Source organism: Stenotrophomonas sp. GW821-FHT01H02A, assembly GCF_059422145.1.
Genome location: NZ_JBWKWI010000003.1, coordinates 233,124 through 255,208, shown reverse-complemented (window position 1 = coordinate 255,208; position 22,085 = coordinate 233,124). Strand labels below are relative to the sequence as shown.

Below are 22,085 nucleotides of genomic sequence, written 5' to 3'. Positions count from 1 at the left end.
AAACGAGGTGAGCTCTCGCCTTATCCCGCGTGGCGCGCCGCCAGCACCGCGACCGCGTCGTCCAACGAGAGACCACGCGCACGCAGCAGTACGGTCAGGTGGAACAGCAGGTCAGCCGACTCGCCGAGCAGCGCCTCATCATCCTGCACCACCCCGGCCAAGGCGGTCTCCACGCCCTCCTCGCCCACCTTCTGTGCGATGCGCCGGATGTCACCCTCGAACAGCGACGTGGTGTAACTCCCGGCCGGGCGCTGCTGCGCGCGCTCGCGCACCACGGTATCCAGCCGGCCCAGGAAATTGCCCGGGGCCTGCGGGAAGCAGCTCTCACTGCCGGTGTGGCAGGTCGGCCCGGCCGGGCGCGCACTCACCAGCAGGGTGTCGTTGTCGCAGTCGATCCGCACCGCAGTCACCGCCAGCGCGTTGCCGGAGGATTCGCCCTTGGTCCACAGCCGCTGCTTGCTGCGGCTGAAGAAGGTCATGTGGCCCGTGGCCAGGGTCTGCTCCAGCGAGGCCGCGTTGGCATAGCCCAGCATCAGCACACGCAGCGTGTCCGTGTCCTGCACCACCACCGGCAACAGGCCATCGCCCTTGCCCCAGTCCAGCTGCGCCAGCGCCTCGCGCGACGGCCGCACGTCAATGGAACTCACCTCAATAGACATCTCGAACCTCGATCTGCTGCTCGCGCAGGAACTGCTTGAGCGCGGGAATGGCGATGGCGCCACTGTGGAAGACACTGGCGGCCAGCGCGCCATCGACGTCGGCCTGGTCGAACACATCGGCGAAGTCCTGCATGCCGCCGGCGCCACCGGAGGCGATCAGCGGGACGTGGCACAGCGCACGCGCCTGGCGCAGCTGGGCCACGTCGTAACCGCGGCGCACACCATCGCTGTCCATGCAGTTCAGCACAATTTCGCCGGCGCCCCGGCGCTGTGCTTCCACCAGCCAGTCCAGCGTACGTACCGCCACCGCCTGGGTCTTGTCCGGGTCGCCACTGAACCGGCGCACCCGCCATTCGCCGTCCGCCTCGCGCACCGAATCGATACCGACCACCACGCACTGCACGCCGAAGGCATCGGCCAGTTCTTCAATCAGTTCCGGCCGGCCCAGCGCCGGGGAATTGATGGAAATCTTGTCGGCGCCGGCATGCAGCACGCGCCGCGCGGTCTCCACGTCACTGATCCCACCGGCCACGCAGAACGGAATATCGATCAGGCGCGCGATGCGCTCGATCCAGGCCACATCCACCGCGCGCCCTTCCGGGCTGGCGCCGATGTCGTAGAACACGAGCTCGTCCGCGCCCTGGTCGCGGTAGCGCAGCGCCAGCTCGGCGATGTCGCCCATGTCCACGTGATCGCGGAAACGCACGCCCTTGACCACGCGGCCATCGCGTACATCCAGGCACGGAATCAGGCGGCGGCTCAGCATGCGAGTGCTCCTTCCAGGGTCATGTGCCCTTCCAGCAATGCCTTGCCGAGGATCGCCCCGCCGCAGCCGACCGCCTTGGCCTGGGCGACATCGTCGGCGTCGCGCACGCCGCCGGAGGCCTGCACCGCCACGCCTGGCAGCAACTGCGCCAGGTGACCGTAGAGATCGATGTTCGGCCCGGACAGCATGCCGTCGCGGGCGATATCCGTGCACAGCAGGTGCTGCATGCCGGCCGCGGCGTAGCGCTGGGCCAACACCTCCAGAGTGTCTTCGGCGGTCTCGGTCCAGCCATGCACCGGCAACAGCCAGCGGCCGTCTTCGGCCTGGCGGGCATCAAGCGCGATGGTCAGCCGGTCCGGGCCGAACTCGCGCAGCCAGCCGATCACCGTGTCCGGCTCACGCACCGACACCGAGCCGACCACCACGCGGGTCGCGCCGGCCTCGAGCATCCGGGCGACGTCATCGCGCGAGCGCACACCGCCGCCGGTCTGCACTTGCAGACCGGTCTGCGCCGCGATCGCCGACAGCAGCGGCGCCAGCGTGTAACCGCCGGCACGTGCGGCATCCAGATCGACCAGGTGCATCCAACTCGCGCCGGCCGCGGCAAAGGCCTGGGCGCGCGGCAACGGGTCATCGCCGTAGGTGGTCTGCTGCGCGTAGTCGCCCTGCAGCAGCCGCACCACACGGCCTTCGCGGATATCCAGGGCGGGATAGACGATGAAACTCATGTCGGTTCGATCTCGATGAAGTTGCGCAGGATGCGCGCGCCGGTGTCGGCCGAGCGTTCCGGGTGGAACTGGGCCCCACTGTGCCGGCCGCGCTGCACCACGGCCGCGAACAGCCCACCGTGATCGCACGCCGCCACGGTGTCTTCGCCCAAGGGCGCGGCGTAGCTGTGCACGAAGTAGGCACTGGCGCGTTCCGGCACGCCGGCGAGCAACGGCGACTCGCGCAGTGGCAGCAAGCGGTTCCAGCCCATGTGCGGCACGCGGATGCCGGTTGCCGGGCGCAGGTGGCGCACGACCCCGGGCAACAGGCCCAGGCATTCGACGTGTCCTTCTTCAGAACCGTCGAACAGCAGCTGCATGCCCAGGCAGATGCCGAGCAGCGGCACCTGCAGGTCACGCAACGGCTGGACCAGACCCTGTGCATGCAGGCGCGCCATCCCGTGCGGAGCGGCGCCGACGCCGGGCAGGATCACCCGCGTGACGCCCTCCAGTCCCTGCGCATCGCGGACCAGCCGCACCTGCACACCCAACCGTTCCAGCGCATAGCGGACCGAGCCGAGGTTGGCCCCACCCGCATCGATCAGCGCGACCTCGGTCACAGCGCCCCCTTGGTGCTCGGCAGCGCGGTGCCCTGGCGCGGCAAGGCCTGGCGCAGCGCACGGGCAAGCGCCTTGAAGCAGGCCTCGACCTTGTGGTGATCATTGTCACCGCGCACGCTCAGGTGCAGGTTGAGTCCGGCCGCATCGCACAGCGACCGGAAGAAGTGCGGCACCAGCTCGGTCGGCATGTCGCCGACGCGCTCGCGCTTGAACCCGCCCTCGAACACGAAATACGGGCGCCCACTGAAATCCAGCGCGGCACTGGCCAGGGTTTCATCCATCGGCAGGGTGAAACCGTAACGGCCGATCCCGCGCTTGTCGCCGAGCGCCTCCCGCAGGGCCTGGCCCAGCGCCAAGCCGGTGTCTTCGATGGTGTGGTGCTCGTCGATGTGCAGATCGCCCTCGGCCTGCACGCTCAGCGCGAAGCCGCCGTGCTTGCCGATCTGCTCCAGCATGTGATCGAAGAACGGCAGCCCGGTGTGGGTCTGCGGCTCGGCGGTGCGGTCCAGATCGACCTCGACCCGGATCTTCGTTTCCTTGGTATTGCGCTGCACGCTCGCCCGGCGCGGCGCGTCGGCCAGTTCGTGCGCGATCGAGGTCCAGTCCCAGTCGCCGCCGAACTGCTCGGTGCGCAGCTGGAAACCACGGATCTTCATGTTCCCGGCGAACTGGATGTCGGTCAGGCGGTCGCCCACCATCGCCGAACGGGCCCAGTCGATACTGCGGTCCTGCAGGTAGGGCAGCATCAGGCCGATGCCCGGCTTGCGGGTCGGCGCGTTGTCCTGCGGCCAGGTACCGTCGATGAGCACGTCGCGGAAGGTGATGCCCTGGCTGGCGAAGATCTGCAGCATCAGGTCGTTGGGGCCATCGAAGCTGGCCTGCGGATAGCCTTCCGTGCCCAGGCCATCCTGGTTGCTGACGATCACGAACTGGTAGCCCGCATCGCGCAGCTTGAGCATCGCCGGGATCACATCGCGCACGAAGCGCAGCTTCTCGTAGGCATCGATCTGGAAATCGGCGGGCTCTTCGATCAGGGTGCCGTCGCGGTCGACGAACAGAATCGGGGTCATGCGGCAGCCCTCCGGGCAGTGAGGGCGGCGAGTACGCGGTCGTTCTGCTCCGCGCTGCCGATGGTGATGCGCAGCGCATCGCCCAGCTGCGGCGCGGCACGCTGGTCACGCACCACTACGCCGGCCGCGAGCAGCGCATCGAACGCGCCCTGTGCGTCGGCAAAGCGGGCCAGCAGGTAGTTGCCCTGCGAGGGATAGACGCGCAGCACGCCGGGCAGCGCCGCAAGGCCCGATGCCAGGCGGGCACGTTCGGAGGTGATCTGTGCGATGCGCTGCGTGGTCACGGCCAGATTCTCGTTGCCGAGCGCGGCCAGCGCCAACTCGGCACAGGGTGCTGGCACCGGATAGGGTGCCTGGCAGCGGCGCAGCAGCTGGATCAGCGCGGCATCGGCGATCAGGCTGCCGATGCGGGCCGCCGCCAGCGCATGCGCCTTGGACAGCGTGCGCAGCACGGCGATGTTGTCGTAACGGTTCAGCAGCGTGGTCGCGGACGGCTGCTCGGCATACTCGCCGTAGGCCTCATCCACCACCACCAGCGCCCTGTCCTGCAACGCCGTGGCCACCCGCTCGATCTCGGCCAGCGTGATCACGCTGCCGGCGGGATTGGATGGCGAGCACAGGAACACCAGCTTGGCGTTGCCCGAGAGTGCGGCGGCGATCACGGCATCGATATCGGCGACCATCGCATCGCCCTGGTCGACCAGGGGCACCTCGATCAACGGCGCGTTCTGCAGGCGGGCGCAGACGGCATACATGCCGAACACCGGTGGCGTAGTCACCACCGCATCGCGGCCCGGCTCACAGAGCGCGCGTACCAGCAGATCGATGGCCTCGTCACTGCCACGACCAATCAGCAGTTGTCCGGAGGCGCAGCCATACAGCTCGGCCAGGCGATCACGCAGCGCCACCGGTTGCGGGTCCGGATAGCGGCGCGCGCCACCGGCGACGTCGGCCGGGTTGGCCCACGCCGACTCATTCGCGTTGAGCCAGACATCACCGGTCAGCACACTGCTGCGTGCCGAGGAATACCCGGTAAACGCCTGCAGATCGGCACGGACCAGCGACAGGACGGAGGCAGTGCTCATGCGGCCGCCTCCATGCGCAGGGTTACCGCGTTCTCGTGCGCATCCAGACCCTCGGCACGGGCCAGCACACGGGCGCACTCGCCGATCGCCGCGATGCCGGCGGCGGTGGCCGACTGCACGCTGATCAGGTTCTGGAAACTGGCCACGCTGACACCGCTGTAGGCACGTGCCGCACCGGCGGTGGGCAGCACGTGGTTGGTGCCACTGCAGTAGTCGCCCAGCGCTTCGGGGGTGTAGTCGCCGAGGAACACCGAACCGGCGGCCTCCACCTTCTCCAACCATGCGCGCGGCTCGCGCAGCGCCAGAATCAGATGCTCCGGCGCGTACCGGTTGCTGATCGCGAAGCCGTCATCAAGCGAATCGACCAGAATCAGGCGCGAAGAAGCGAGCGCCTGCGCGGCGATCTCCGCACGCGACAGTTGCGCCAGCTGCGCCTCCACGGCCGCTTCAACGCGCTCCACCATTCCTGCGTCATCGGTCAGCAACAGCACCTGCGAGTCCGGGCCATGCTCGGCCTGCGACAGCAGATCGGCGGCGACGAACGCCGGATTGGCGCCCGCATCGGCAATCACCAGCACTTCGGACGGACCGGCCGGCATGTCGATGGCCGCCGCGCCGTCCTGGGCCACCTGCTGCTTGGCTTCAGTCACGTAACTGTTCCCCGGCCCATACAACTTGTCGCAGGCCGGCACGCTGTCGGTGCCATAGGCCATCGCCGCGATTGCCTGCGCGCCGCCCAGCTTGAAGACGCGGTGCACACCGGTCAGGCGCGCGGCCACCAGCACCGCAGGATCGGCACTGCCGTCCTTGCGCGGCGGCGTGCACAGCACCACTTCGCGGCACCCAGCCAGCTGTGCGGGCACCCCCAGCATCAACGCAGTGGACGGCAACGGCGCGCTGCCCGCCGGCACATACAGACCCACCCGACCGATCGGGCGCACCACGCGCTCACAGCGCACGCCGGGGGCGGTCTCGACCGCATAGCCCGTGCTCATGCCAGCCTGGTGGAACGTACGGATACGCGTGGCAGCATCGATCATCGCCTGGCGCAGTTCGGCCGGGACCGCCTGTTCGGCGGCGGCAAATTCGGCCTCGCTGACCTCGAAGGTCGTCGGCGCCACTCCGTCGAAACGCAGGGTGATCTCGCGCAGTGCGACGTCGCCGCCTCCGCGCACCGCCGCGATCAGGGTCGCGACAGACTCACGGGTACGTGCCGCCACGGCCTGGACCGGGCGTTGCAGCGCCTGCGCCTGGGCGCCGGCATCCAATTGGGACCACGTCAAACGATTCATGCCAGCGACCGCTCCACACTCAGTACCATCAAGCCCTGCGCCCCCGCGCGCTCCAGTTCCTCCAACCGCTGCCAGGTCAATGCGCCGTGGCACATGGTCTGCAAACGCAGGTGACCGCCGTCATCGGGCAACTGCACCAGCGGGTCGGCGTCGGGCAGCAGGCGGGTCAGCTCGGACACCCGGTCCAGTTCGGCGCGGAACATCAGCAGCTTGCTGTCCTGCACCTTCACCACGCCATCCAGACGACGCAGCAGCATCGCCATCAGGCCGGCGCGGGCGTCGTCGGGCGTGCGGACCGGACCGGCCAGCACGGCCTCGCTTTCGAGCAGGGTTTCGACCGGCTTGAGCTGGTTGGCGGCCAACGTCGCGCCGCTGGAGACCAGGTCGCAGATCAGGTCTGCCGTGCCCAGGCGCGGGGCGATCTCGACCGAGCCGGACAGTTCGACCACCTGCGCATCCACGCCGCGCGCGGCCAGCCAGTCGGCCAGGATCGCCGGGTAGCTGGTGGCGATGCGCTTGCCGGCCAGCTGCGCCACGCCGGTCCACTCCCACTCGTCGGGTACCGCGAGCATCAGCCGGCACTGGCCGAAGTTGAGCCCGCGCCGCGCCTGGTAGGCGTCCGGCAGGCCGATCCGGCGGCGCGCGGCGCCCTGCTCGTCCAGCTCGTTACGGCCGACGATGCCGAAATCGCACACGCCATCGGCGATCAGGCCGGGAATGTCGTCGTCGCGGACCAGCAGCAGGTCCACCGGCAGCGATTCGCCGTAGCAGAACAGCTTGTCGCGGCTCTGCCGCCAGCTCAGCCCGCAGGCGGTCAGCAGGCTGCGCGCCGGCTCGGCCAGCCGCCCGTTCTTCTGGATGGCGATACGCAGCCGGTCGCGTGCCGGGGCGGTCTGGGTTGCACTCATGGGGGTGGTCTCTACTCGGATGCGGGGGAAGGCGGCGTGGCGGCGATGGCGGCGGCGTAACCGCCGTGGCCGTGGTCCAGCGAGCGCGCCACGCGCCCGGTGGTGGTCACGCTGACCCCGGTCAGCTCATGGATCTCGCGATACGGCACGCCCTGCTGCAGCAGCGGCACGACCTTCCAGCGATCGGACAGCGCCTCCAGCTCGGCAGGGGTGCACAGGTCGCGCAGGAACGCGGTCACGGCCTCCGGATCGGACAAGGCAGCAAAGGCACGCGCCAGCGAGGCCAGATCGGCCTGGGCATCTTTTTCGCGGGGGACGGGACGTAGTTTCATTGTATCAATGTAATAGCGTGCTATTACATTAGCGCAAATGACGGCGCATGGTCAAACCGCCACAGAGGGCGGAATGGCCCGGTTCAGGGTCTGGAAACGAACAACGCCCGCGTGGCGGGCGTTGTATGAATCAGCGGGGATTCGTGCCGAGCAACTGTCGGCACTACCGGCAGTGGACCTCGGCCCTAAGCGCGCCGCTGCGGCGGCATTCACCGAGCAGGCTGCCTTGGGGGCTGGGGAGCGACTCCACCGCCTCCAACGCCCCGGCGCCGTGGGGACACTGTCGCCCGGCCAGCTCGCGCAGGTCGCGTTCGAGCTGCGCGTGGTCGATCACATGGCAGCGATCAACCACGAGCCGGTAATGCCCGGGGCCGATCCGCTCGCTGCGCAGGGCGGGATCGCTGTGGCAGCCAGCGAGCAGGAGCACCATCAGTGCCCCTGCCGCGACCTGTTTCATGCCATCGCCTTGGCCTGCTCCAACTCAACCTGCAGCGCGCTGGCCAGCTCGTCGCGGGCGACCTCGAACTGCTGCTCGCGCAGCAGATCCTTGACCGCCACCACGCCACGCGCCAGCTCATCCTCACCGGCCAGCACGACGAAGCGGATGCCTGCCTTGGCGGCGTACTGGAACTGCTTGCCGATCTTCTTCGGCTCCATCTGCACTTCGGCATTGATCCCGCCCACGCGCAGGCGACGGGCGATGTCCAGCGACTCGGCCAGGCCGTTGTCGTCCATCAGGGCCACCAGTGCGTGCACGCTGCTGTCCTCGATCCCGGCGATCAGGCCGGCCTCGCGCAGCTGCCAGAACAGGCGGGTCAGGCCGATGGAGATGCCCACGCCTGGCAGCTTGGACTTGCTGTAATGGCTGGCCAGGTCTTCATAACGGCCGCCCGAGCAGATCGAGCCGATCTGCGGGTGGTCGGTCAGCGTGGTCTCGTAGACGGTGCCGGTGTAGTAATCCAGGCCGCGCGCGATCGAGAAGTTCAGGCAGTACGCGGTTTCCGGTACACCCAGCGCCTTGACCAGCTGCAGCACTTCGCGCAGTTCGGCGACGCCCAGCTTCAGCGTTTCGCTGGCGGCGCCGTCGACCAGCAGTGCATCCAGCTGCGCCAGGGCATCTTCATGGCTGCTGGAACGCACGGCGACGAAGGCCAGGATGCGCTCGACCTGCTCGGCCGGAATGGCAAAGCCCTCGCCCCCCAGCGTCTCGCGCACGTAATCGGCGCCCCGCTTGTCCAGCTTGTCCACTTCACGCAGCACCGCCAGCTGGCGCTCGCCATCGGCCACGCCCAGGCTTTCGAAGAAGCCGCGCATCAGCTTGCGGTTGTTGAGCTGCACCGAGAAATCCCCGATGCGCAGCTCCGCGAACACCGCATGGATGACCGCCAGCACTTCGGCGTCGTAGCGATTGCTCAGCGTGTCCTTGCCGATCACATCGATGTCGCACTGGTAGAACTCACGGAAACGGCCTCGCTGGGCACGCTCGCCGCGGTACACGCGCTGCATCTGGTAACGGCGGAACGGGAAGGTCAGGTCGTGTTCGTGCTCGGCGACGTAGCGTGCCAGCGGCACGGTCAGGTCGAAGCGCAGGGCCAGCTCGGGCAGCGCCTTCGCTTCGGCTTCGGCGGCGTTGGCCAGCGCGCCGGTGGACTGCACGAAGTACACCTGGCGCTCGGTCTCGCCGCCGGACTTGGTCAGCAGCACATCGGACAGCTCGAACACCGGGGTTTCCACCGGCAGGAACCCGAACCGCTCGTAGTTGCGGCGGATGACGTCCAGCATGCGCTGGAACGCGATCTGCTCACGCGGCAGCAATTCCATGATGCCGGGCGGCGTACGGGGCTTGATCACTTGCGGGACTCCTGCGGAAACGGGGGGATGAGCGAGCGGCATATTCTAGCCGCAGCCAGCGCGACGGGCCGCATCCGGGCCTGCGGACCGGGCCAATGGCGGCATGAAGTATCATAGGCAGGCCCCGCTTGCTGACCTGACATGACCCGGCCCCACTCCGGTACCGCGCTTTCCGCTGTTGAAGACCCCGCCGCCCCCGGTTGCTCGCCGTTGCGCGACTGCCTGCATTGCTCGGTCCGGCACCTGGCGGTCTGCTCGGCGCTGTCGCCGGATGAAGTACAGGCGCTGGAACGGGTTACCGTTTCCCAGCCCCTCCCGCTCGGGTCCACCCTGGCCCGTGCCGGCGAGCCGCGTCAACATGTCTATACGATTACCGCCGGTGCGCTGCGCCTGGTCCGCACCCTGGCCGACGGACGCCGCCAGATCAGCGGGTTCGTCCTGCCCGGCGATTTCCTGGGGCTGAGTGGCAGCGATCACCACCGCTATGACATCGAGGCCATCGCCGACAGCCGCGTGTGCCGCGTATCACTGCCGCAGATGAAGGACCTGCGCTCGCGCTTCCCGCACCTGGAGCGCAAGTTGCTGCAGCGCGCCTGCCAGGAACTGGATGCCGCGCAGGATGCCGCGATGGCGCTGGGCCGGCTGCAGCCGGCCGAGAAGGTCGCCGATTTCCTGCTGCGCCTGGCCGCGCGCGAAGCCCTGCTCGGTGAAACGGGGCTGCGCGTGACCCTGCCGATGGGCCGCGGCGACATCGCCGATCATCTCGGCCTGACCATGGAAACCGTCAGCCGCACCTTCACCAAGCTGCGCCAGCAGGGCCTGATCGCCCTGCCCCATCTGAATACCGTCGAGATCCTGGACGAAGCCGGCCTTCAGAAGCTGTCGGCCGACGAGTCGTACTGACTCCACCTCACCCGCGCAACAACACCTCACGCAGCGCGCCATAGGCCGGTGCGCATGCCTCGGCCGTTGCAGGCCGCTCCAGCAAGGCAGCCAGTGCCGGCGGCACCGTCAGTGGCTTGCCGATCAGCGGCTCCACCACCGATTCGAACTTGGCCGGATGCGCGGTCGCCGCGACCGCCCAATGCCCCTGTGCGCCGGCGGCACGCAGGTGCTCCAGGCGCGCCACCGCCGTCGCGGTATGCGGGCAGAACACCTCGCCGTGCAGGTCATGCCGCCGCTTGATCAGTTCGCGGATCGCCGCATCATCCACCGACTCGGCAGTGAACGCGGCCCGGAGCGCCACATCATCGTCGTTGTACAGCCAGCGCAGCCGCTCGACATTGCTCGGCGCGCCCACGTCCATCGCGTTGGCGATGGTCGCGACGCTGGTCTGCGCGCGGTAGGCCTCGCCCTGGAAGTAGCGCGGCAATACATCGTTGGCATTGGTCGCCAGGGCGATCTGTCCGAGCGGCAGGCCCATCGCCCGCGCCAGGATCGCCGCCATCGCATTGCCCAGGTTGCCGGTCGGAATCACCAGGTTCAGCACGTGGCCGGTCTGCGCCTGGTGCACCAGCGCCGCATGCGCGTAGTAACTCATCTGCGGGAGCCAGCGGCCCAGGCTGATGCTGTTGGCCGAGCTCAGCGGGACCTCGGCCTGCAGTTCGCGATCGCCCAGCGCCTGCTTCACCATGGCCTGGCAATCATCGAAGGAGCCTGCCACGCGCAGCGCGTGGATGTTGTCGCCGAAGCACCCGAGCTGATGCGCCTGCCGCGGCGAGACCCGTCCATCCGGGTACAGCACCACCACCCGGATCCCCGGCTGCCGATGGAAGGCAGCCGCAACCGCCGCCCCGGTATCGCCGGAAGTCGCGACCACGATCGTCAGCGGACGCTCGCGCCCCTGCTGCAACCGGGCCAGACAGGCCGCGAGGAAGCGCGCACCGAAATCCTTGAAGGCGGCCGTGGGGCCATGGAACAGTTCCAGCACATGGTCGTCGGCCGTCGCCAGCGGACGCAGCGGCGCATCGACATTGAAGGCCTGCGCGCAGAGTTCGGGCAGCACCTGCTCCAGGGCATCGTCATGGAAATACGGCGCCAGCACGGCCGCGGCCGTCTGCGCGAAGGAATCGCGCGCCGACCAGTGCTGCAGGCGCGGACGGTGCTCGGGAACATACAGGCCGCCATCCGGGGCAAGGCCGGCGGCAAGCGCCTGGCTGAGCGAGGTGGCGGGGGCAGCGTGACGCGTGGAGACAAACTTCATCGGACATCCCAAAGTAGAAAGTGTGGAGGCGTCACAGCAGGCGGGCGGCGGGCGCATTCAAGGGCGACACCCAGCCCTGGCTGTCGAAGCCTGCGTCAGCGAATGCGTGCTGGACCGCGGACTGCGCGGCACATGCGGCCTCGCGCTGCTCGAACCAGGCAAACACGCTCGGCCCCGCACCGGAAATGCTGGCGCCCATCGCACCGGCATCCAGGGCGGCATCGCGCGCCGCTGCAAAGCCGGCGATCAGACCGGCACGGCGTGGCTCGACCAGCACGTCGCGCAGGCCCGCACGAACCAACGCGGCATCGGCGGTGTAACAGCCACTGAGCACCAGCGCCAGATTCGCGCTCTGCGCGACGAACTCGCCCAAGGCGTAATGGCCCTGCAATGCAGCGCGTGCACGGCGGGTCTCCAGCACCGCATCCGGATGCACCAGCAGGCTGTGCCACGCCACCGGGACCGGCACCGGCACCAGCCGGTCCGCCGTGCTCAGTACCAGCCCGCCCAGCAGCATCGGCCCCAGGTTGTCGCCGTGCCGCCCGCCACTGGCGACCGCCTCGCCGGTCAACGCGAATGGATACAGCGCTTCGCGCGACAGCGGCTGCGGCAACAGCGCATTGGCGGCGACCAGTGCCGCCACGCATGACGCGGCCGAACCGCCCATGCCCGAGCCCAGCGCGATGCCCTTGTCGATCTCCACCTCGAACCCGAACGGCAGATCCAGCGCGGCACGCAGTGCGATCAACGCGGCACCGGCGGTGTTGTCCTCCGCCACCAGCGGCAGGTCCACCGTGGTGCCGCGGATCGCGTGGATGCGTACCACGGGCGCCTCGATACGCCGCACGGTCACCGTATCGCCAACGCCTTCGATCGCGTGGCCAAGGATGTCGAACCCGACCCCCACGTTGCCGACCGAGGCCGGTGCGAATGCGCGTGCTTCCGTCATGCGGCCCTGACTCACAGACGTGCTCCTTCGCCCACCGCCACGCGCAGCACATCGGCGAACACGCCGGCGGCGGTCACCTCCGGCCCGGCGCCAGGCCCCTGCACCACCAGCGGGTTGTCGCAGTAGCGGCGCGTGGTGAACTGCACCACGTTGTCGGTCAGACGCAGGTTGGCAAAGGCATGTCCCGCCGGCAGCGCGACCAGTCCTACTTCAGCGCCATCCGGGGTCAGGCGCGCCACGTAGCGCAACACCGCACCCTCGGCCCTGGCGACCGCCAGCCGCTCGGCGAACACCGCATCGATCTGCGGCAGGCCGGCCATGAAGTCGTCCACGCTGGCCTGGCGAAGCGCCTCGGGCACCAGGCTCTCCACGCGCACCTGCGCCAGGCTGAGCTCACGGCCTGCCTCGCGCGCCAGGATCACCAGCTTGCGCGCGACGTCCACGCCGGACAGGTCATCGCGCGGGTCCGGCTCGGTATAGCCCATGCCCCGCGCCTGGCTGACCAGCTCGGAGAACGGCACCTGCCCGTCGTATTTGTTGAACAGCCACGCCAAGGTGCCGGAGAAAATGCCGTCGATCGCCAGTACTTCATCGCCGGTATCGACCAGGTCGCGCAGCGTGGTGATCACCGGCAGGCCCGCACCCACCGTGGCCTCGTAACGGAAACGCGCGCCGCTGCCGGCGGCCGCCTCGCGGATCGCGTGATAGCGCTCCAGCGGACCGGCACCGGCCTGTTTGTTCGGGGTGACCACGTGGATGCCCGCGGCCAGCCAGCCGGCATAGCGGTCGGCCACATCGGCACTGCCACTGCAGTCGATGATCAGCGCGTGTGGCAGATGTGCGGAGAGCAGGTGTTCGGTGAATGCGTCCAGATCGCTCGGTTGGGCCGGGCCGGACAGCGCCGCGCGCCAGTCGCCTTTCAGGCCGCGCTCGTCCAGCACCATGCGGCTGCGCGAGGCCACCGCACGCAGCCGCAGGTCCACATTGGCGCGGCCGAGCAGTTGCACCTGGGCGGCCTGCAGCTGGTCCAGAAGTGCCGCACCTACGTTGCCCGGGCCGATCACGCCGACCGAGAATGTCTGCGGCGACAGCCAGAACCCGGCATGCGCCGCGCGCAGGGCCTTGGTCGCATGGCGGCTGTCCACCGCCACGGAAATATTGCGCTCCGACGAGCCCTGCGCGATCGCCAGGATGTTCACCTGCGCGCGGCCCAGCGACTCGAACAGGCGCGCGGCCACGCCCGGCTGCCCGGCCATGCCATCCCCCACCGCCGCCAGCACGCTTACGTTGTCGGTCAACTGCACGCGCTGCACCTGGCCCAGGCTCAGTTCATGCGCGAACGCCTGCAGCAGCGATTCGCGCGCACGCACCGCCTCGGCCTGCTTCACCACGCAGCAGATCGAGTGCTCCGAGGACCCCTGCGAGATCATCACCACCGACACATGCGCATTGCGCAGCGCCGCGAACACCCGCTCAGCGGTGCCCGGCACGCCAATCAGGCCGGTGCCTTCCAGATTGATCACGGCCAGGTCCGGGCTCAGGGTCAGCCCTTTGATCGGGCCGGACGCGGTGCGCTCGGCGGTGATGCGCGTACCCGGATGGTCCGGGTGGAACGTGTTGCGGATGATGATCGGCAGGCCGCGCTCGATCGCCGGCGACATCGTCTGCGGGTGCACCACCTTGGCGCCGAAATAGGCCAGCTCGCAGGCCTCGTCGTAGCTCAGCGCTTCCAGCTGGACCGCTTCGGGCACGACCCGTGGGTCGGCCGAGAGCACGCCGTCCACGTCGGTCCAGATATGCAGTTCATCGGCATTGAACAACGCAGCGAAGATCGCGCCGGAATAGTCGCTGCCGTTGCGGCCCAATGTGGTGATGCGGTCCTGGCGGTCGCGCGCGACGAAGCCGGTCGCCACAATGCGCGATTGCGGATGCTGCAGTCGCCATTGGGCGAGGCGTTCGGCGCTGCGCACCCAGTCCACGTCCACGCCCAGCTCGCCGCGCTCGATCACCAGCACGTCGCGCGCATCCAGCACGGCGCAGTCTTCGCCCAGCGTCCGCAGGTACTGGCCGAGCAGTTCGGCGGAATACACCTCGCCCATGCCCTGCACACGGTCCAGCACTTCGCTGGGCAGGCCACCGATCACCGCCAGCGCGCCGAGTACCTCGGCCAGCTGATCGAAGCGCTGGTCCAGCCACTCCACCGTCGCGCCAGCGTGCTCACCCAGCAAGGCAACGGCGGCACCGCGGTGGCGGACACGCAGCGCATGCCAGTGCTCGCGCCAGGCCGAGCCGTCTTCGGCCGCCAACGTCGCCACGCCGATCAGTCCATCGGTGACGCCCTTCATCGCCGAGACCACGGTGACCTGCATCGCCTCCTCACGGGCCAGCAGCAGCTGCGCCACATGGCGATAGCGCTCGGCATCGGCAACCGAGGTGCCGCCGAACTTGTGGACCACGGTGGCCGCACCGGCCCGCGCGGCGACGGACACGGCAGGCGGGGCGGAAGGTGGAGCGGAAGCGGCGACAGAAGACATGCTGACCTCGATGGGAGGCCCCGCGTCACATCAGGCTTGAGAGTTTCCCCCGCCACCTGATCTGGGTGCGGGGCCGTGGTTTTCGGAAATTACGCGAAGACGACGGGCCGCACCGGGCGAGTGGTGGCGGTGGTAATGATGGTGGTACCGGTCGACACGGCCTGGCCGCCCGCGGTAGCGGGTACGAGCACAGTGGCGTGGGCGGCGGTGATGACCATGGATCAAGAAAACTACGCCGCCGCCCTGCTTGTCAAGTGCTGCGCTGCAAAAGATCGCGACACGCAAACCGCCGCGATCGTCGGCCAAACAGTTGCGATTGTGACCATCCAGACGCAGCAAGGCCCGCCCTAGCCCGCGTGCTCGGCCACCGCGGCAGGCGGTCGATGCGCATGCGCGCACATCAGCACACCGGAGATCAGGCAGACGATGGCCACCGTTTCCATGAGCGTCGGCCAGCGCTGCTGCCAGGCAAAGCCATACAGCAGCGCGAACAGGGTTTCGAAGACGATCATCTGGCCGGTCAGGGTCAGCGGCAGGTGGCGGCTGGCGCGGTTCCAGCAGGCGTTGCCGAGCACCGAAGCGACCACCGCCACGCCGGCGCTGATCAGCCAGAAGTTCAGCCACTCACCGGGCGGATGCACCGTCGTACTGGTCAGGAAGGCACTCGGCACCAGCACCAGGGCCAGGCCGCCGGTGGTGATGCCGGTGAGCAGCGACCAGTCGTGGCCGGACAGATCCGGCCGGCGCGCCAGCCATCGGCTGTTGCCGATCGAGTACACCGCCCAGGACAACAGCGCGCCGATCGCGCACAGCAGGCCCAGCAAACGGCGCCCGGCAGACCCCTGCGCATGCTCGGCCATCAAGGCCTCATAGCCCACCAGCGCCACCCCAAGCAGGCACAGCAGCAGCGCCGGGGCCAGCCGACGCAACGGCACCGCACCCTCTTCGCGCACGCCGGCCAGGGTCACCACCACCGGGATCAATCCCACGATCAGCGATGCCGCGGCGCCACCGGCCCACTGCACGGCATTGGCCAGCAGCAGGAAGTACACCAGATTGCCGGCCAGGCTCAGCCACAGCAGGCCGCGCCACTCGGGCCAGGCCAGCCGGTCCTTGAGCTGCCGCCAGCGCGGTGCCAGCAGCACCACGGCGATCAGGCCATAGACCAGGTAACGGCCGGCCGAGAGCTGCACTGCGTTGAAGCTGTGCAGCATGGCCGGGGCAAGGAACACCACGCCCCACAGCGCGCCGGCGGCAATGCCATTGGCGATGCCCACTCCCATCGATCGATTCATTGCGGCTCACGCGGTGTGCATTGGCCGCGCAGTGTAGAAGCCGAGCCGCGCGGCGTCTTGACCGAGGCTACTGCCGCCGGAAGGCCTGCGGGGTCAGCCCGGTTTCCCGGCGCAGCGCGCGGGTCAGCGCGCTGTGCTCGGAGTAGCCGGCATCCAGCGCGATCGTGGCGATGCTGTCGGTGCTGGTCAGCAGCCGGTGCTTGGCCCAGCGCAGCCGGCAGGCACTGAGCCAGGCCTGCGGCGGCACGCCGAACTCCTGCACGAAGGCCGCATGCAGGCGACTGCCGCTGATACCGACCAGTGCGGCCATGCGGGCCACGTTCCAGTCCGCGCCGGGGGTGGCCGAGAGCCGGGTGCACAGGGCATGCAGCCGTGCCGCACTGCCGGCGGGCGCGTACTGCTGGAGCAGGGTCGCGAGCAGGTCGTCGCTGCCGGGTGCGGACGCACCGGCCAGGCGCTGCCGAAGCCCTTTGGGCAGTGCCAGCCAACGCTGGCGGCGAAGATGCTCCAGGGTATCGTCATCGATCAGCCCGGCCGGGCAATCGACGATCAGCATCAGATGATCACCATCGCCGGTCTGCGCGTGCCCTTCACCGGGCGCGACAAACGCACCTTGCAGCACATCCAGGCGGCCGCCGAATGCATCGACCTCGAAATCCAGATCGCCGCGCAGCGGCAGTACCCATTGCGCAAAGTCATGCCGGTCCACATCGCTGGACGTTCCGTAACACCGCAGGTGGCAGGCGCTGGCATGCATGGCGATAGTCTGCGCGCAGGGCGAAGTGCGCTGCAAGCGGCCTCGAAAAGCGCGCGCATCCGCGTACCATGGCAGCCGACCCGTACGACATGGAGCGTTCACCGTGGCCTGCACCATCGTTCCCCTCAGTGACCGCCCCGACCTGCTGCCCGTTCTGGCCGAGTGGTATTTCCAGCAATGGGGACGCCACGTGCCGGGCCTGACCCTGCTGGACGAGCAGCAGCGGCTGGAAGTCTTCCTGCAGGACGACGAATTGCCCCTGCTGCTGATCGCCCTGGACGACGCGGTCCCGGTCGCCGCGGCGCAGCTCAAGTTCCATGAACGCACCGAACGCCCCGAGCGGCTGCACTGGCTGGGGGGCGTGTACGTGCATCCGGCGCACCGCGGACGCGGCCTGGCCGAGAAGGTCATCCGTGAGTTGCTGGCACGCGGTCGTGCGCTGGGCGTGCGCGATGTCTACCTGCAGACCGAGGCCGATGATGGCGGGCTGTATCGTCGCCTCGGCTGGGCGCCGCTGGAAACGCTGCAGCATGCCACGGGCATGCCGGTCCGGATCATGGTCCGCAGCGTAGCCGCCGGCCGCGTCGACTGAACGGGCGGTTGCGGCGGGCCGGGTTGAGCATGAATGCGGCGCCGGTGAATAGCGTCAGCGGAAGCGTACCGGCTGCGGTGCCGGGCGGTCGGCCAGCGAGCCGAGCGTGAACGTGTATCCAGCCTCTTCCAGCAGCTTGCGCATGCGCAGCTCCGCGCGTTTGGGATAGGCCAGCGAAGTCGGCGCGTGCAGCGCGTAGGAGGTCGATTTCCCGGGCAGCGTTTCGCGGGTCACCGAGGACTGGTTGGTCTCGCACGCGTTGGCCCACAGGTCCATCAGCACCTTCGGGCCGATGGATTGATTGTTGCTGAGACGAAGCGTCAGCCAACGCATGTGTTCCATGACAAATCCAAGCGGCTCTTTGTCCCGAGTATGCACCAATTCCCCCACTACCGTTCGGCGCCGTCCGGCCCCCAGGCGCCACCCCGCCTGGCGGGGCACGAACGAACAGCCCCGGCAGTGCCGGGGCTGTTCTGGTTACCGCTCCAGGGAGCGGTGCACTGGCGACCGTGGGGAATGGCCAGCGCACCGCGCGCCTGAAACTCAGTGCTTCATGGCGTGCTTGCGGTCGCGCATCACGGCATGGCATTCCTGCACCTGCGGCAGCAGACGCTGGACTTCCTGGCGCGCGGCCGGCGAGGTGTCGGCGTCGGTCAGGGTGTCCTTGAACGCCTTCAGCAGGCGATCTTCGGATTCTTCCAGCTCCGCCACGTAGCCGTACTGCTTGTCGCCCAGGGTGGCGCGCACCTTGCCGTAGAACTGCTGCATGGAACCGACGAAGGTGCCATGGTCGGCCGGCTTGCCGCCAGCGGCGACAACCGTGGCGCTCAGCGAGCGGACGATCTCATTCTTGACACCGGCGATACGGGTGAAGAGCGCCGCCAACTCGGTATCTTCGACCTTGCCCGCAGCCTCGGTGTAGAACTCCTGGCCATCGCGGGCGATTTCGATCAGGTCGTTCAAGTTATGCGCTGTCTTCGATTCGGTATTCACTGCGATGTACTCCTGTTGGTCCGGTTTGGCCCGGTGTTTGTTCTCGGGGTGAGTCGACTTTTCCGCATCGGCCATGAAGTCGGCGTGACACTGAAATGCGAGTGTTCAGCGACCTCAACGCACTGCGCGGCAGATGTGCACGGCGCGTCGCCGAGGCGCGAAATGCGTGTTACTTCCCCGCCCGTCTGCGTTTGATCCAGGACAGACACTGCCCGGCGATGGCCGTGAGCAGGATCAGTGAATTGGTCACAACGAAAACGACCGATCCGGTCGCCGCGCTGTACGCAATGAACAACACCGAGGCGGTGATCTGGCCGACGAACAGCCAGGTCGATACCGCTTCCGCATCGTCGGCCGTCCACTGCTTCCAGATCTGTCGCCACAACGTGGCGATCAGCACGGCCGTCGCCGCCCAGCCGAGCAGATCAATGGTCTCCATCAGCGCGCCAGCAACGACAGCGGCGCCGCGTCACCTACCCCATCGTCCGTCGCCAGGCCGACGCGCTGTTCCAGCCGACGCAGGAAATCGCTGAAGCCGTGCGGTGCGCGGGCCTGTCGACGTGCGCTGGTCATCACGCGGGGGCTGGCCAGTCGCGCCACCTGCATGCCGGCGCCGTGCATGGCCTGGATCAAGGCAACATCTTCACCGGTGGCCAATGGCGCGAATCCACCGGATTGCCGGTAGGCCACCGCGCTGAAGCCCATGTTCGCGCCATGCACATGAGGATGCCCATCCACCGCCTGCTCGCCCTGCAGGAACTGCTCGCGCACGGCCTGCGGGTAGTCCAGCCAGTCGCCCACGGCCACCACGCCACAGAAGGCGTTCGCACCACACTGCAGCTGGCGCGCAAGCCAGTCCGGCGGAACCACGCTGTCGGCGTCGGTGCAGCCGATCCAGCGGGCACCCAGCGCCAACGCACGCTCACTCGCCGCCGCACGCGCGACGCCGACACAGCCCGCGTCAACCGTCACCACCTCCACCCCCATGCGCTGGCAGATCCACGCGGTGGCGTCACTGCAGCGATCCAGGGCGACCACGATCACCACTGCCTCGCCACGCAACGCGGGATGCAATGCAGCTACCTGCAGCGACTGCAGGCAGGCAGCGATCAATTGTTCTTCATTGTGTGCGGGAAGGGTCACGGCGATCATCGCAGCCCCTCGCGTTCGGCCACCGAGGTGGTCTCGGCCGACCAGCCTTCCAGCAGCATGTCCTCATCACGATACGAGAACAGGCGTGGCAGTCCATCATCAAACTGTGCGTGCACGAATGCGGCGCTGCAGCGCGCCTGCTCGAACGGCACGCGCCAATGGCAGGCGATCACAACGCCCTGCGGGGTGAGCGAGCGGATCACCTGCGCGGCGGTCTGACGCATCTCCTCCTGGGGGAGGTAGTAACCCATCTCACCCAGCACGATCAGATCAAAGGTGCCGTCCGGCCAGTCCCGTGGATGACGTGCCTGTTCGATGGCGACGTGCGTGTGCCGGCGGGTCATCGCGCGCGCCGCGTCGACCGCGCCTTCACTCAGGTCGGTAGCGAGCAGGTGATCGCAACGCTCGGCCAGGGCGGCGGTGAGCACACCGTTGGAGCAGCCCAGCTCCCAGCCGCGGGCAAAGCGCTCGCGTGGCAGGCTGGCCAGGGTGAGCGCGCGCTTGCGCTGCTCGTACCACCGGGTGCGGTACTGGAAGGGATCCTCCTTCTCGTACAGCGCATTGAAGTAGGCGACATCACTCATCCGATCAGTACCTCGTAGCTACGTTCGAAGCGCTGCAGGACAGCGGCGGGCAGGATGGGCTCGCAGTCCAGCCCGTCCACCGCGCCGGTCTGGGTCACGAATTGCTGGATCGCATCGCGCTTGCGCTCCACCAGGGCGCCATCCAGCGCAACGCGCGTGGCCGGCACCCACGCCGCCGGCGCCGCCTGCGGGTCGAGCCAATGCCAGCCCCACACGGGGTATTCCTTCACTGCTGCGCCGCGCACGCTGGCGGCCTGCAGGCAGGCACGCGCGACCGCTTCATGGTCCGGATGCCCATCGAAGCGCCACGGTGCCAGCACCAGGTCACCCGGCTGCAGCAGGGCCGCCAACTGTCGGCCCATCCAGACCTCGCTGGCTGCCACCGCGCCGTCGCCGATGTGCCAGGAGATCCGCTCTGCGCTCGCCACACCCAGGCAACGCAGCGCGTCGTCCAGCTCGGCGGCGCGGGCAATACGCAGCCGCTCGGGCGACCACGCGGGTTGGTCGGGATAGCAGGCTTCGCCATCCGTCACCGAAATCACCGTGATGGCAAGGCCAGCCTGGTGCGCAATCGCCATCAGGCCGCCGCAGGCCAACACCTCATCGTCAGGGTGCGGCGACACCACCACCAGCCGCCGCGCATCGGCGAGCAGCACCGCAGGGGATGCAACCGGCAGCGTCTGCAACCACGGCGAAGCCGCCCATTGCGCTTCGGTCACGCCGCCGCCTTCGATCTGACGATTCACAGCGTCCACGTACGGCCCTCCCGGTGCATCCGGTTGCCAAGATGCTGCCAGTCGCGGTCGGCATGACTCTGGCGGATGAAAACCGTCAGGTCAGCCCAGCGCCGGGCGTGTGCCGGGTCCATGCACATCGGGCCAGGCCCGAGCGCCCTGCCCACTCGGTCCAGCGTCAGGGAAGCGGCACGCTCCACGGCGCTGCGCGCCCGCACGATCTCTCGCTGATGGGGTTGGTCGGGCTGTGCGTCGATCAGCGCGGCGAGCTCGCGCAGCAGTGACGCACAGGGCGACAGTGCCAGATCGACCTCACCCAGGAGGCCAGCCGCCGTACCCGGTTCATCGGCCTTCGCGCTGCGCAGCAGCGGCTCGGCCAACGCGCTCGCGCCGCCGAACCAGCACGCTGCGATGCCCGCCCCACCGTGCCAGAAGCCCGGACGTTGCAGATACGCTTCGGCCGCCCCGACTTCAACGGCCGGCACCCGATCGAAGCGCGCCGTTCCACTGGGGACCCGCCCCATGCCCGTGGCCTGCCAGGTCTGCGGCAGGAAACTCACGCTGGCGCGGCGCACTGGGACGAGGAACAGGCGTGAGCGACCGTCATCGCGCACCGTGACCAGCGCATGGTCCACCCAGCCGGCGCCGGAGCACCACGGCTTGTCACCGGAGAGCGTGCCGCTGGCCCGATCAAAGCGCAGGGTCGCCGCCGGTCCTTCGGCTGCCCATACCGCTCCCAGCTGATCGCGGTCGGGCATAGCGGCGCCAAGCTCTTCCAGGATCGCCTGCGCGTCGTAATGTGCTTCAAGCACCTTGGCCAGGCAGAGATCGCGCGCGGCGATATGCGCCAGCGCCTGCCAGCGCAGCAAGGTGTCCCCGCTGCCCGGACGCGGCAACGAGGGTTGATGTTCGATCCACGCGCGAGCCTGCGCCTGCAGGTCATCGCCATCGGCCACCGGCTGCGGTGCCGCCGGCGGTACAAGAGAAGCCACGGCATTCATG

At 68.6% G+C, this 22,085-nt stretch carries 26 protein-coding genes; 3 read left to right on the top strand and 23 right to left on the bottom strand.

The window, feature by feature from the left end:
- Positions 1–20: 20 nt before the first annotated feature.
- The 11 genes from hisIE to hisS form a co-directional block, all read right to left on the bottom strand.
- On the bottom strand, positions 21–659 hold the full coding sequence (hisIE, locus tag AC07WC_RS06755; RefSeq protein ID WP_495209319.1) for a bifunctional phosphoribosyl-AMP cyclohydrolase/phosphoribosyl-ATP diphosphatase HisIE: 639 nt from the start codon (positions 657–659) through the stop codon (positions 21–23).
- Positions 649–1,425, bottom strand: a complete 777-nt coding sequence (gene hisF / locus AC07WC_RS06750) for an imidazole glycerol phosphate synthase subunit HisF (protein ID WP_495209318.1) — start codon at positions 1,423–1,425, stop codon at positions 649–651. The genes hisIE and hisF overlap by 11 nt, the downstream gene beginning before the upstream one ends.
- Positions 1,419–2,153 carry a 1-(5-phosphoribosyl)-5-[(5-phosphoribosylamino)methylideneamino]imidazole-4-carboxamide isomerase gene (gene hisA, locus AC07WC_RS06745; protein ID WP_495209317.1) on the bottom strand — a complete coding sequence of 245 codons (735 nt, stop codon included), beginning with the start codon at positions 2,151–2,153 and terminating at the stop codon, positions 1,419–1,421. Before hisA ends, hisF begins: the two co-directional genes overlap by 7 nt.
- Positions 2,150–2,752, bottom strand: a complete 603-nt coding sequence (gene hisH / locus AC07WC_RS06740) for an imidazole glycerol phosphate synthase subunit HisH (RefSeq protein WP_495209316.1) — start codon at positions 2,750–2,752, stop codon at positions 2,150–2,152. The genes hisA and hisH overlap by 4 nt, the downstream gene beginning before the upstream one ends.
- Positions 2,749–3,822 (bottom strand): bifunctional histidinol-phosphatase/imidazoleglycerol-phosphate dehydratase HisB, encoded by a 1,074-nt coding sequence (hisB, locus tag AC07WC_RS06735; RefSeq protein ID WP_495209315.1) that lies wholly within the window; start codon positions 3,820–3,822, stop codon positions 2,749–2,751. The genes hisH and hisB overlap by 4 nt, the downstream gene beginning before the upstream one ends.
- A complete protein-coding gene (gene hisC, locus AC07WC_RS06730) occupies positions 3,819–4,907 on the bottom strand; it encodes a histidinol-phosphate transaminase (protein WP_495209314.1) in 1,089 nt (362 codons plus the stop codon). Before hisC ends, hisB begins: the two co-directional genes overlap by 4 nt.
- Positions 4,904–6,199: a histidinol dehydrogenase gene (gene hisD, locus AC07WC_RS06725; protein ID WP_495209313.1), complete on the bottom strand. Its 1,296-nt coding sequence runs from the start codon at positions 6,197–6,199 to the stop codon at positions 4,904–4,906. The genes hisC and hisD overlap by 4 nt, the downstream gene beginning before the upstream one ends.
- Complete coding sequence (hisG, locus tag AC07WC_RS06720; protein ID WP_495209312.1) at positions 6,196–7,107, bottom strand: ATP phosphoribosyltransferase; 912 nt, start codon at positions 7,105–7,107, stop codon at positions 6,196–6,198. The genes hisD and hisG overlap by 4 nt, the downstream gene beginning before the upstream one ends.
- Positions 7,108–7,118: 11 nt before the next feature.
- Complete coding sequence (locus AC07WC_RS06715; RefSeq protein WP_495209311.1) at positions 7,119–7,439, bottom strand: YerC/YecD family TrpR-related protein; 321 nt, start codon at positions 7,437–7,439, stop codon at positions 7,119–7,121.
- A 163-nt stretch (positions 7,440–7,602) separates the two neighbouring features.
- Positions 7,603–7,896: a hypothetical protein gene (locus AC07WC_RS06710; protein WP_495209310.1), complete on the bottom strand. Its 294-nt coding sequence runs from the start codon at positions 7,894–7,896 to the stop codon at positions 7,603–7,605.
- Positions 7,893–9,290, bottom strand: a complete 1,398-nt coding sequence (gene hisS, locus AC07WC_RS06705) for a histidine--tRNA ligase (protein ID WP_495209309.1) — start codon at positions 9,288–9,290, stop codon at positions 7,893–7,895. Before hisS ends, AC07WC_RS06710 begins: the two co-directional genes overlap by 4 nt.
- A 141-nt stretch (positions 9,291–9,431) precedes the next feature.
- On the opposite strand from hisS, the gene AC07WC_RS06700 reads away from it, so the two are divergent.
- Positions 9,432–10,193 carry a Crp/Fnr family transcriptional regulator gene (locus tag AC07WC_RS06700; RefSeq protein ID WP_495209308.1) on the top strand — a complete coding sequence of 254 codons (762 nt, stop codon included), beginning with the start codon at positions 9,432–9,434 and terminating at the stop codon, positions 10,191–10,193.
- 7 nt (positions 10,194–10,200) lie between these two features.
- Here AC07WC_RS06700 and thrC read toward each other — a convergent pair whose 3' ends face one another.
- The 3 genes from thrC to thrA are packed head-to-tail and all read right to left on the bottom strand — an operon-like array spanning position 10,201 to position 14,976.
- A complete protein-coding gene (thrC, locus tag AC07WC_RS06695) occupies positions 10,201–11,493 on the bottom strand; it encodes a threonine synthase (RefSeq protein ID WP_495209307.1) in 1,293 nt (430 codons plus the stop codon).
- Between the two features lie 31 nt (positions 11,494–11,524).
- A complete protein-coding gene (locus AC07WC_RS06690) occupies positions 11,525–12,442 on the bottom strand; it encodes a homoserine kinase (protein WP_495209306.1) in 918 nt (305 codons plus the stop codon).
- An 11-nt stretch (positions 12,443–12,453) separates the two neighbouring features.
- On the bottom strand, positions 12,454–14,976 hold the full coding sequence (gene thrA / locus AC07WC_RS06685) for a bifunctional aspartate kinase/homoserine dehydrogenase I (RefSeq protein WP_495209305.1): 2,523 nt from the start codon (positions 14,974–14,976) through the stop codon (positions 12,454–12,456).
- A 75-nt stretch (positions 14,977–15,051) separates the two neighbouring features.
- Here thrA and AC07WC_RS06680 point away from each other — a divergent pair, with 75 nt between their 5' ends.
- Positions 15,052–15,327, top strand: a complete 276-nt coding sequence (locus tag AC07WC_RS06680; RefSeq protein WP_495209304.1) for a hypothetical protein — start codon at positions 15,052–15,054, stop codon at positions 15,325–15,327.
- Here the strand turns inward: AC07WC_RS06680 and AC07WC_RS06675 are convergent.
- Positions 15,324–16,271, bottom strand: coding sequence for a DMT family transporter (locus AC07WC_RS06675; RefSeq protein ID WP_495209303.1), 948 nt, complete (start codon positions 16,269–16,271; stop codon positions 15,324–15,326). The genes AC07WC_RS06680 and AC07WC_RS06675 overlap by 4 nt on opposite strands.
- A gap of 67 nt (positions 16,272–16,338) precedes the next feature.
- On the bottom strand, positions 16,339–17,028 hold the full coding sequence (locus tag AC07WC_RS06670; protein WP_495209302.1) for a helix-turn-helix domain-containing protein: 690 nt from the start codon (positions 17,026–17,028) through the stop codon (positions 16,339–16,341).
- A 103-nt stretch (positions 17,029–17,131) separates the two neighbouring features.
- On the opposite strand from AC07WC_RS06670, the gene AC07WC_RS06665 reads away from it, so the two are divergent.
- Positions 17,132–17,620 carry a GNAT family N-acetyltransferase gene (locus AC07WC_RS06665; protein ID WP_495209301.1) on the top strand — a complete coding sequence of 163 codons (489 nt, stop codon included), beginning with the start codon at positions 17,132–17,134 and terminating at the stop codon, positions 17,618–17,620.
- 54 nt (positions 17,621–17,674) lie between these two features.
- On the opposite strand, the gene AC07WC_RS06660 is transcribed toward AC07WC_RS06665, so the two are convergent.
- The 7 genes from AC07WC_RS06660 to AC07WC_RS06630 form a co-directional block, all read right to left on the bottom strand.
- Positions 17,675–17,962 carry a hypothetical protein gene (locus AC07WC_RS06660; protein WP_046272599.1) on the bottom strand — a complete coding sequence of 96 codons (288 nt, stop codon included), beginning with the start codon at positions 17,960–17,962 and terminating at the stop codon, positions 17,675–17,677.
- A 201-nt stretch (positions 17,963–18,163) separates the two neighbouring features.
- On the bottom strand, positions 18,164–18,613 hold the full coding sequence (locus tag AC07WC_RS06655; protein ID WP_495209300.1) for a PA2169 family four-helix-bundle protein: 450 nt from the start codon (positions 18,611–18,613) through the stop codon (positions 18,164–18,166).
- Between the two features lie 169 nt (positions 18,614–18,782).
- Positions 18,783–19,052: a PQ-loop domain-containing transporter gene (locus AC07WC_RS06650; protein ID WP_495209299.1), complete on the bottom strand. Its 270-nt coding sequence runs from the start codon at positions 19,050–19,052 to the stop codon at positions 18,783–18,785.
- Positions 19,052–19,765 (bottom strand): glycosyltransferase family 2 protein, encoded by a 714-nt coding sequence (locus tag AC07WC_RS06645; RefSeq protein ID WP_495209298.1) that lies wholly within the window; start codon positions 19,763–19,765, stop codon positions 19,052–19,054. The genes AC07WC_RS06650 and AC07WC_RS06645 overlap by 1 nt, the downstream gene beginning before the upstream one ends.
- Positions 19,762–20,349 (bottom strand): class I SAM-dependent DNA methyltransferase, encoded by a 588-nt coding sequence (locus tag AC07WC_RS06640; RefSeq protein ID WP_495209297.1) that lies wholly within the window; start codon positions 20,347–20,349, stop codon positions 19,762–19,764. Before AC07WC_RS06640 ends, AC07WC_RS06645 begins: the two co-directional genes overlap by 4 nt.
- The gene (locus AC07WC_RS06635) at positions 20,346–21,104 is read right to left on the bottom strand and encodes a PIG-L deacetylase family protein (protein ID WP_495209296.1); all 759 of its coding nucleotides are present in this window, start codon (positions 21,102–21,104) and stop codon (positions 20,346–20,348) included. Before AC07WC_RS06635 ends, AC07WC_RS06640 begins: the two co-directional genes overlap by 4 nt.
- Positions 21,092–22,084: an acyl-CoA dehydrogenase family protein gene (locus tag AC07WC_RS06630; protein WP_495209295.1), complete on the bottom strand. Its 993-nt coding sequence runs from the start codon at positions 22,082–22,084 to the stop codon at positions 21,092–21,094. The genes AC07WC_RS06635 and AC07WC_RS06630 overlap by 13 nt, the downstream gene beginning before the upstream one ends.
- Between the last annotated feature and the right edge of the window lies 1 nt (position 22,085).

Excerpts from the sequence above, each read along its gene's own strand:
- hisB (WP_495209315.1), bottom strand. The coding sequence starts at position 3,822 with ATGACCCCGATTCTGTTCGTCGACCGCGACGGCACCCTGATCGAAGAG.
- hisC (WP_495209314.1), bottom strand. The coding sequence starts at position 4,907 with ATGAGCACTGCCTCCGTCCTGTCGCTGGTCCGTGCCGATCTGCAGGCG.
- hisF (WP_495209318.1), bottom strand. The coding sequence starts at position 1,425 with ATGCTGAGCCGCCGCCTGATTCCGTGCCTGGATGTACGCGATGGCCGC.
- AC07WC_RS06700 (WP_495209308.1), top strand. The coding sequence starts at position 9,432 with ATGACCCGGCCCCACTCCGGTACCGCGCTTTCCGCTGTTGAAGACCCC.
- AC07WC_RS06630 (WP_495209295.1), bottom strand. The coding sequence starts at position 22,084 with ATGAATGCCGTGGCTTCTCTTGTACCGCCGGCGGCACCGCAGCCGGTG.
- AC07WC_RS06715 (WP_495209311.1), bottom strand. The coding sequence starts at position 7,439 with ATGAAACTACGTCCCGTCCCCCGCGAAAAAGATGCCCAGGCCGATCTG.
- hisG (WP_495209312.1), bottom strand. The coding sequence starts at position 7,107 with ATGAGTGCAACCCAGACCGCCCCGGCACGCGACCGGCTGCGTATCGCC.
- hisA (WP_495209317.1), bottom strand. The coding sequence starts at position 2,153 with ATGAGTTTCATCGTCTATCCCGCCCTGGATATCCGCGAAGGCCGTGTG.
- hisIE (WP_495209319.1), bottom strand. The coding sequence starts at position 659 with ATGTCTATTGAGGTGAGTTCCATTGACGTGCGGCCGTCGCGCGAGGCG.
- AC07WC_RS06640 (WP_495209297.1), bottom strand. The coding sequence starts at position 20,349 with ATGAGTGATGTCGCCTACTTCAATGCGCTGTACGAGAAGGAGGATCCC.
- AC07WC_RS06645 (WP_495209298.1), bottom strand. The coding sequence starts at position 19,765 with ATGATCGCCGTGACCCTTCCCGCACACAATGAAGAACAATTGATCGCT.
- thrA (WP_495209305.1), bottom strand. The coding sequence starts at position 14,976 with ATGTCTTCTGTCGCCGCTTCCGCTCCACCTTCCGCCCCGCCTGCCGTG.
- AC07WC_RS06675 (WP_495209303.1), bottom strand. The coding sequence starts at position 16,271 with ATGAATCGATCGATGGGAGTGGGCATCGCCAATGGCATTGCCGCCGGC.
- AC07WC_RS06690 (WP_495209306.1), bottom strand. The coding sequence starts at position 12,442 with ATGACGGAAGCACGCGCATTCGCACCGGCCTCGGTCGGCAACGTGGGG.
- AC07WC_RS06660 (WP_046272599.1), bottom strand. The coding sequence starts at position 17,962 with ATGGAACACATGCGTTGGCTGACGCTTCGTCTCAGCAACAATCAATCC.
- thrC (WP_495209307.1), bottom strand. The coding sequence starts at position 11,493 with ATGAAGTTTGTCTCCACGCGTCACGCTGCCCCCGCCACCTCGCTCAGC.
- hisD (WP_495209313.1), bottom strand. The coding sequence starts at position 6,199 with ATGAATCGTTTGACGTGGTCCCAATTGGATGCCGGCGCCCAGGCGCAG.
- AC07WC_RS06710 (WP_495209310.1), bottom strand. The coding sequence starts at position 7,896 with ATGAAACAGGTCGCGGCAGGGGCACTGATGGTGCTCCTGCTCGCTGGC.
- AC07WC_RS06650 (WP_495209299.1), bottom strand. The coding sequence starts at position 19,052 with ATGGAGACCATTGATCTGCTCGGCTGGGCGGCGACGGCCGTGCTGATC.
- AC07WC_RS06670 (WP_495209302.1), bottom strand. The coding sequence starts at position 17,028 with ATGCATGCCAGCGCCTGCCACCTGCGGTGTTACGGAACGTCCAGCGAT.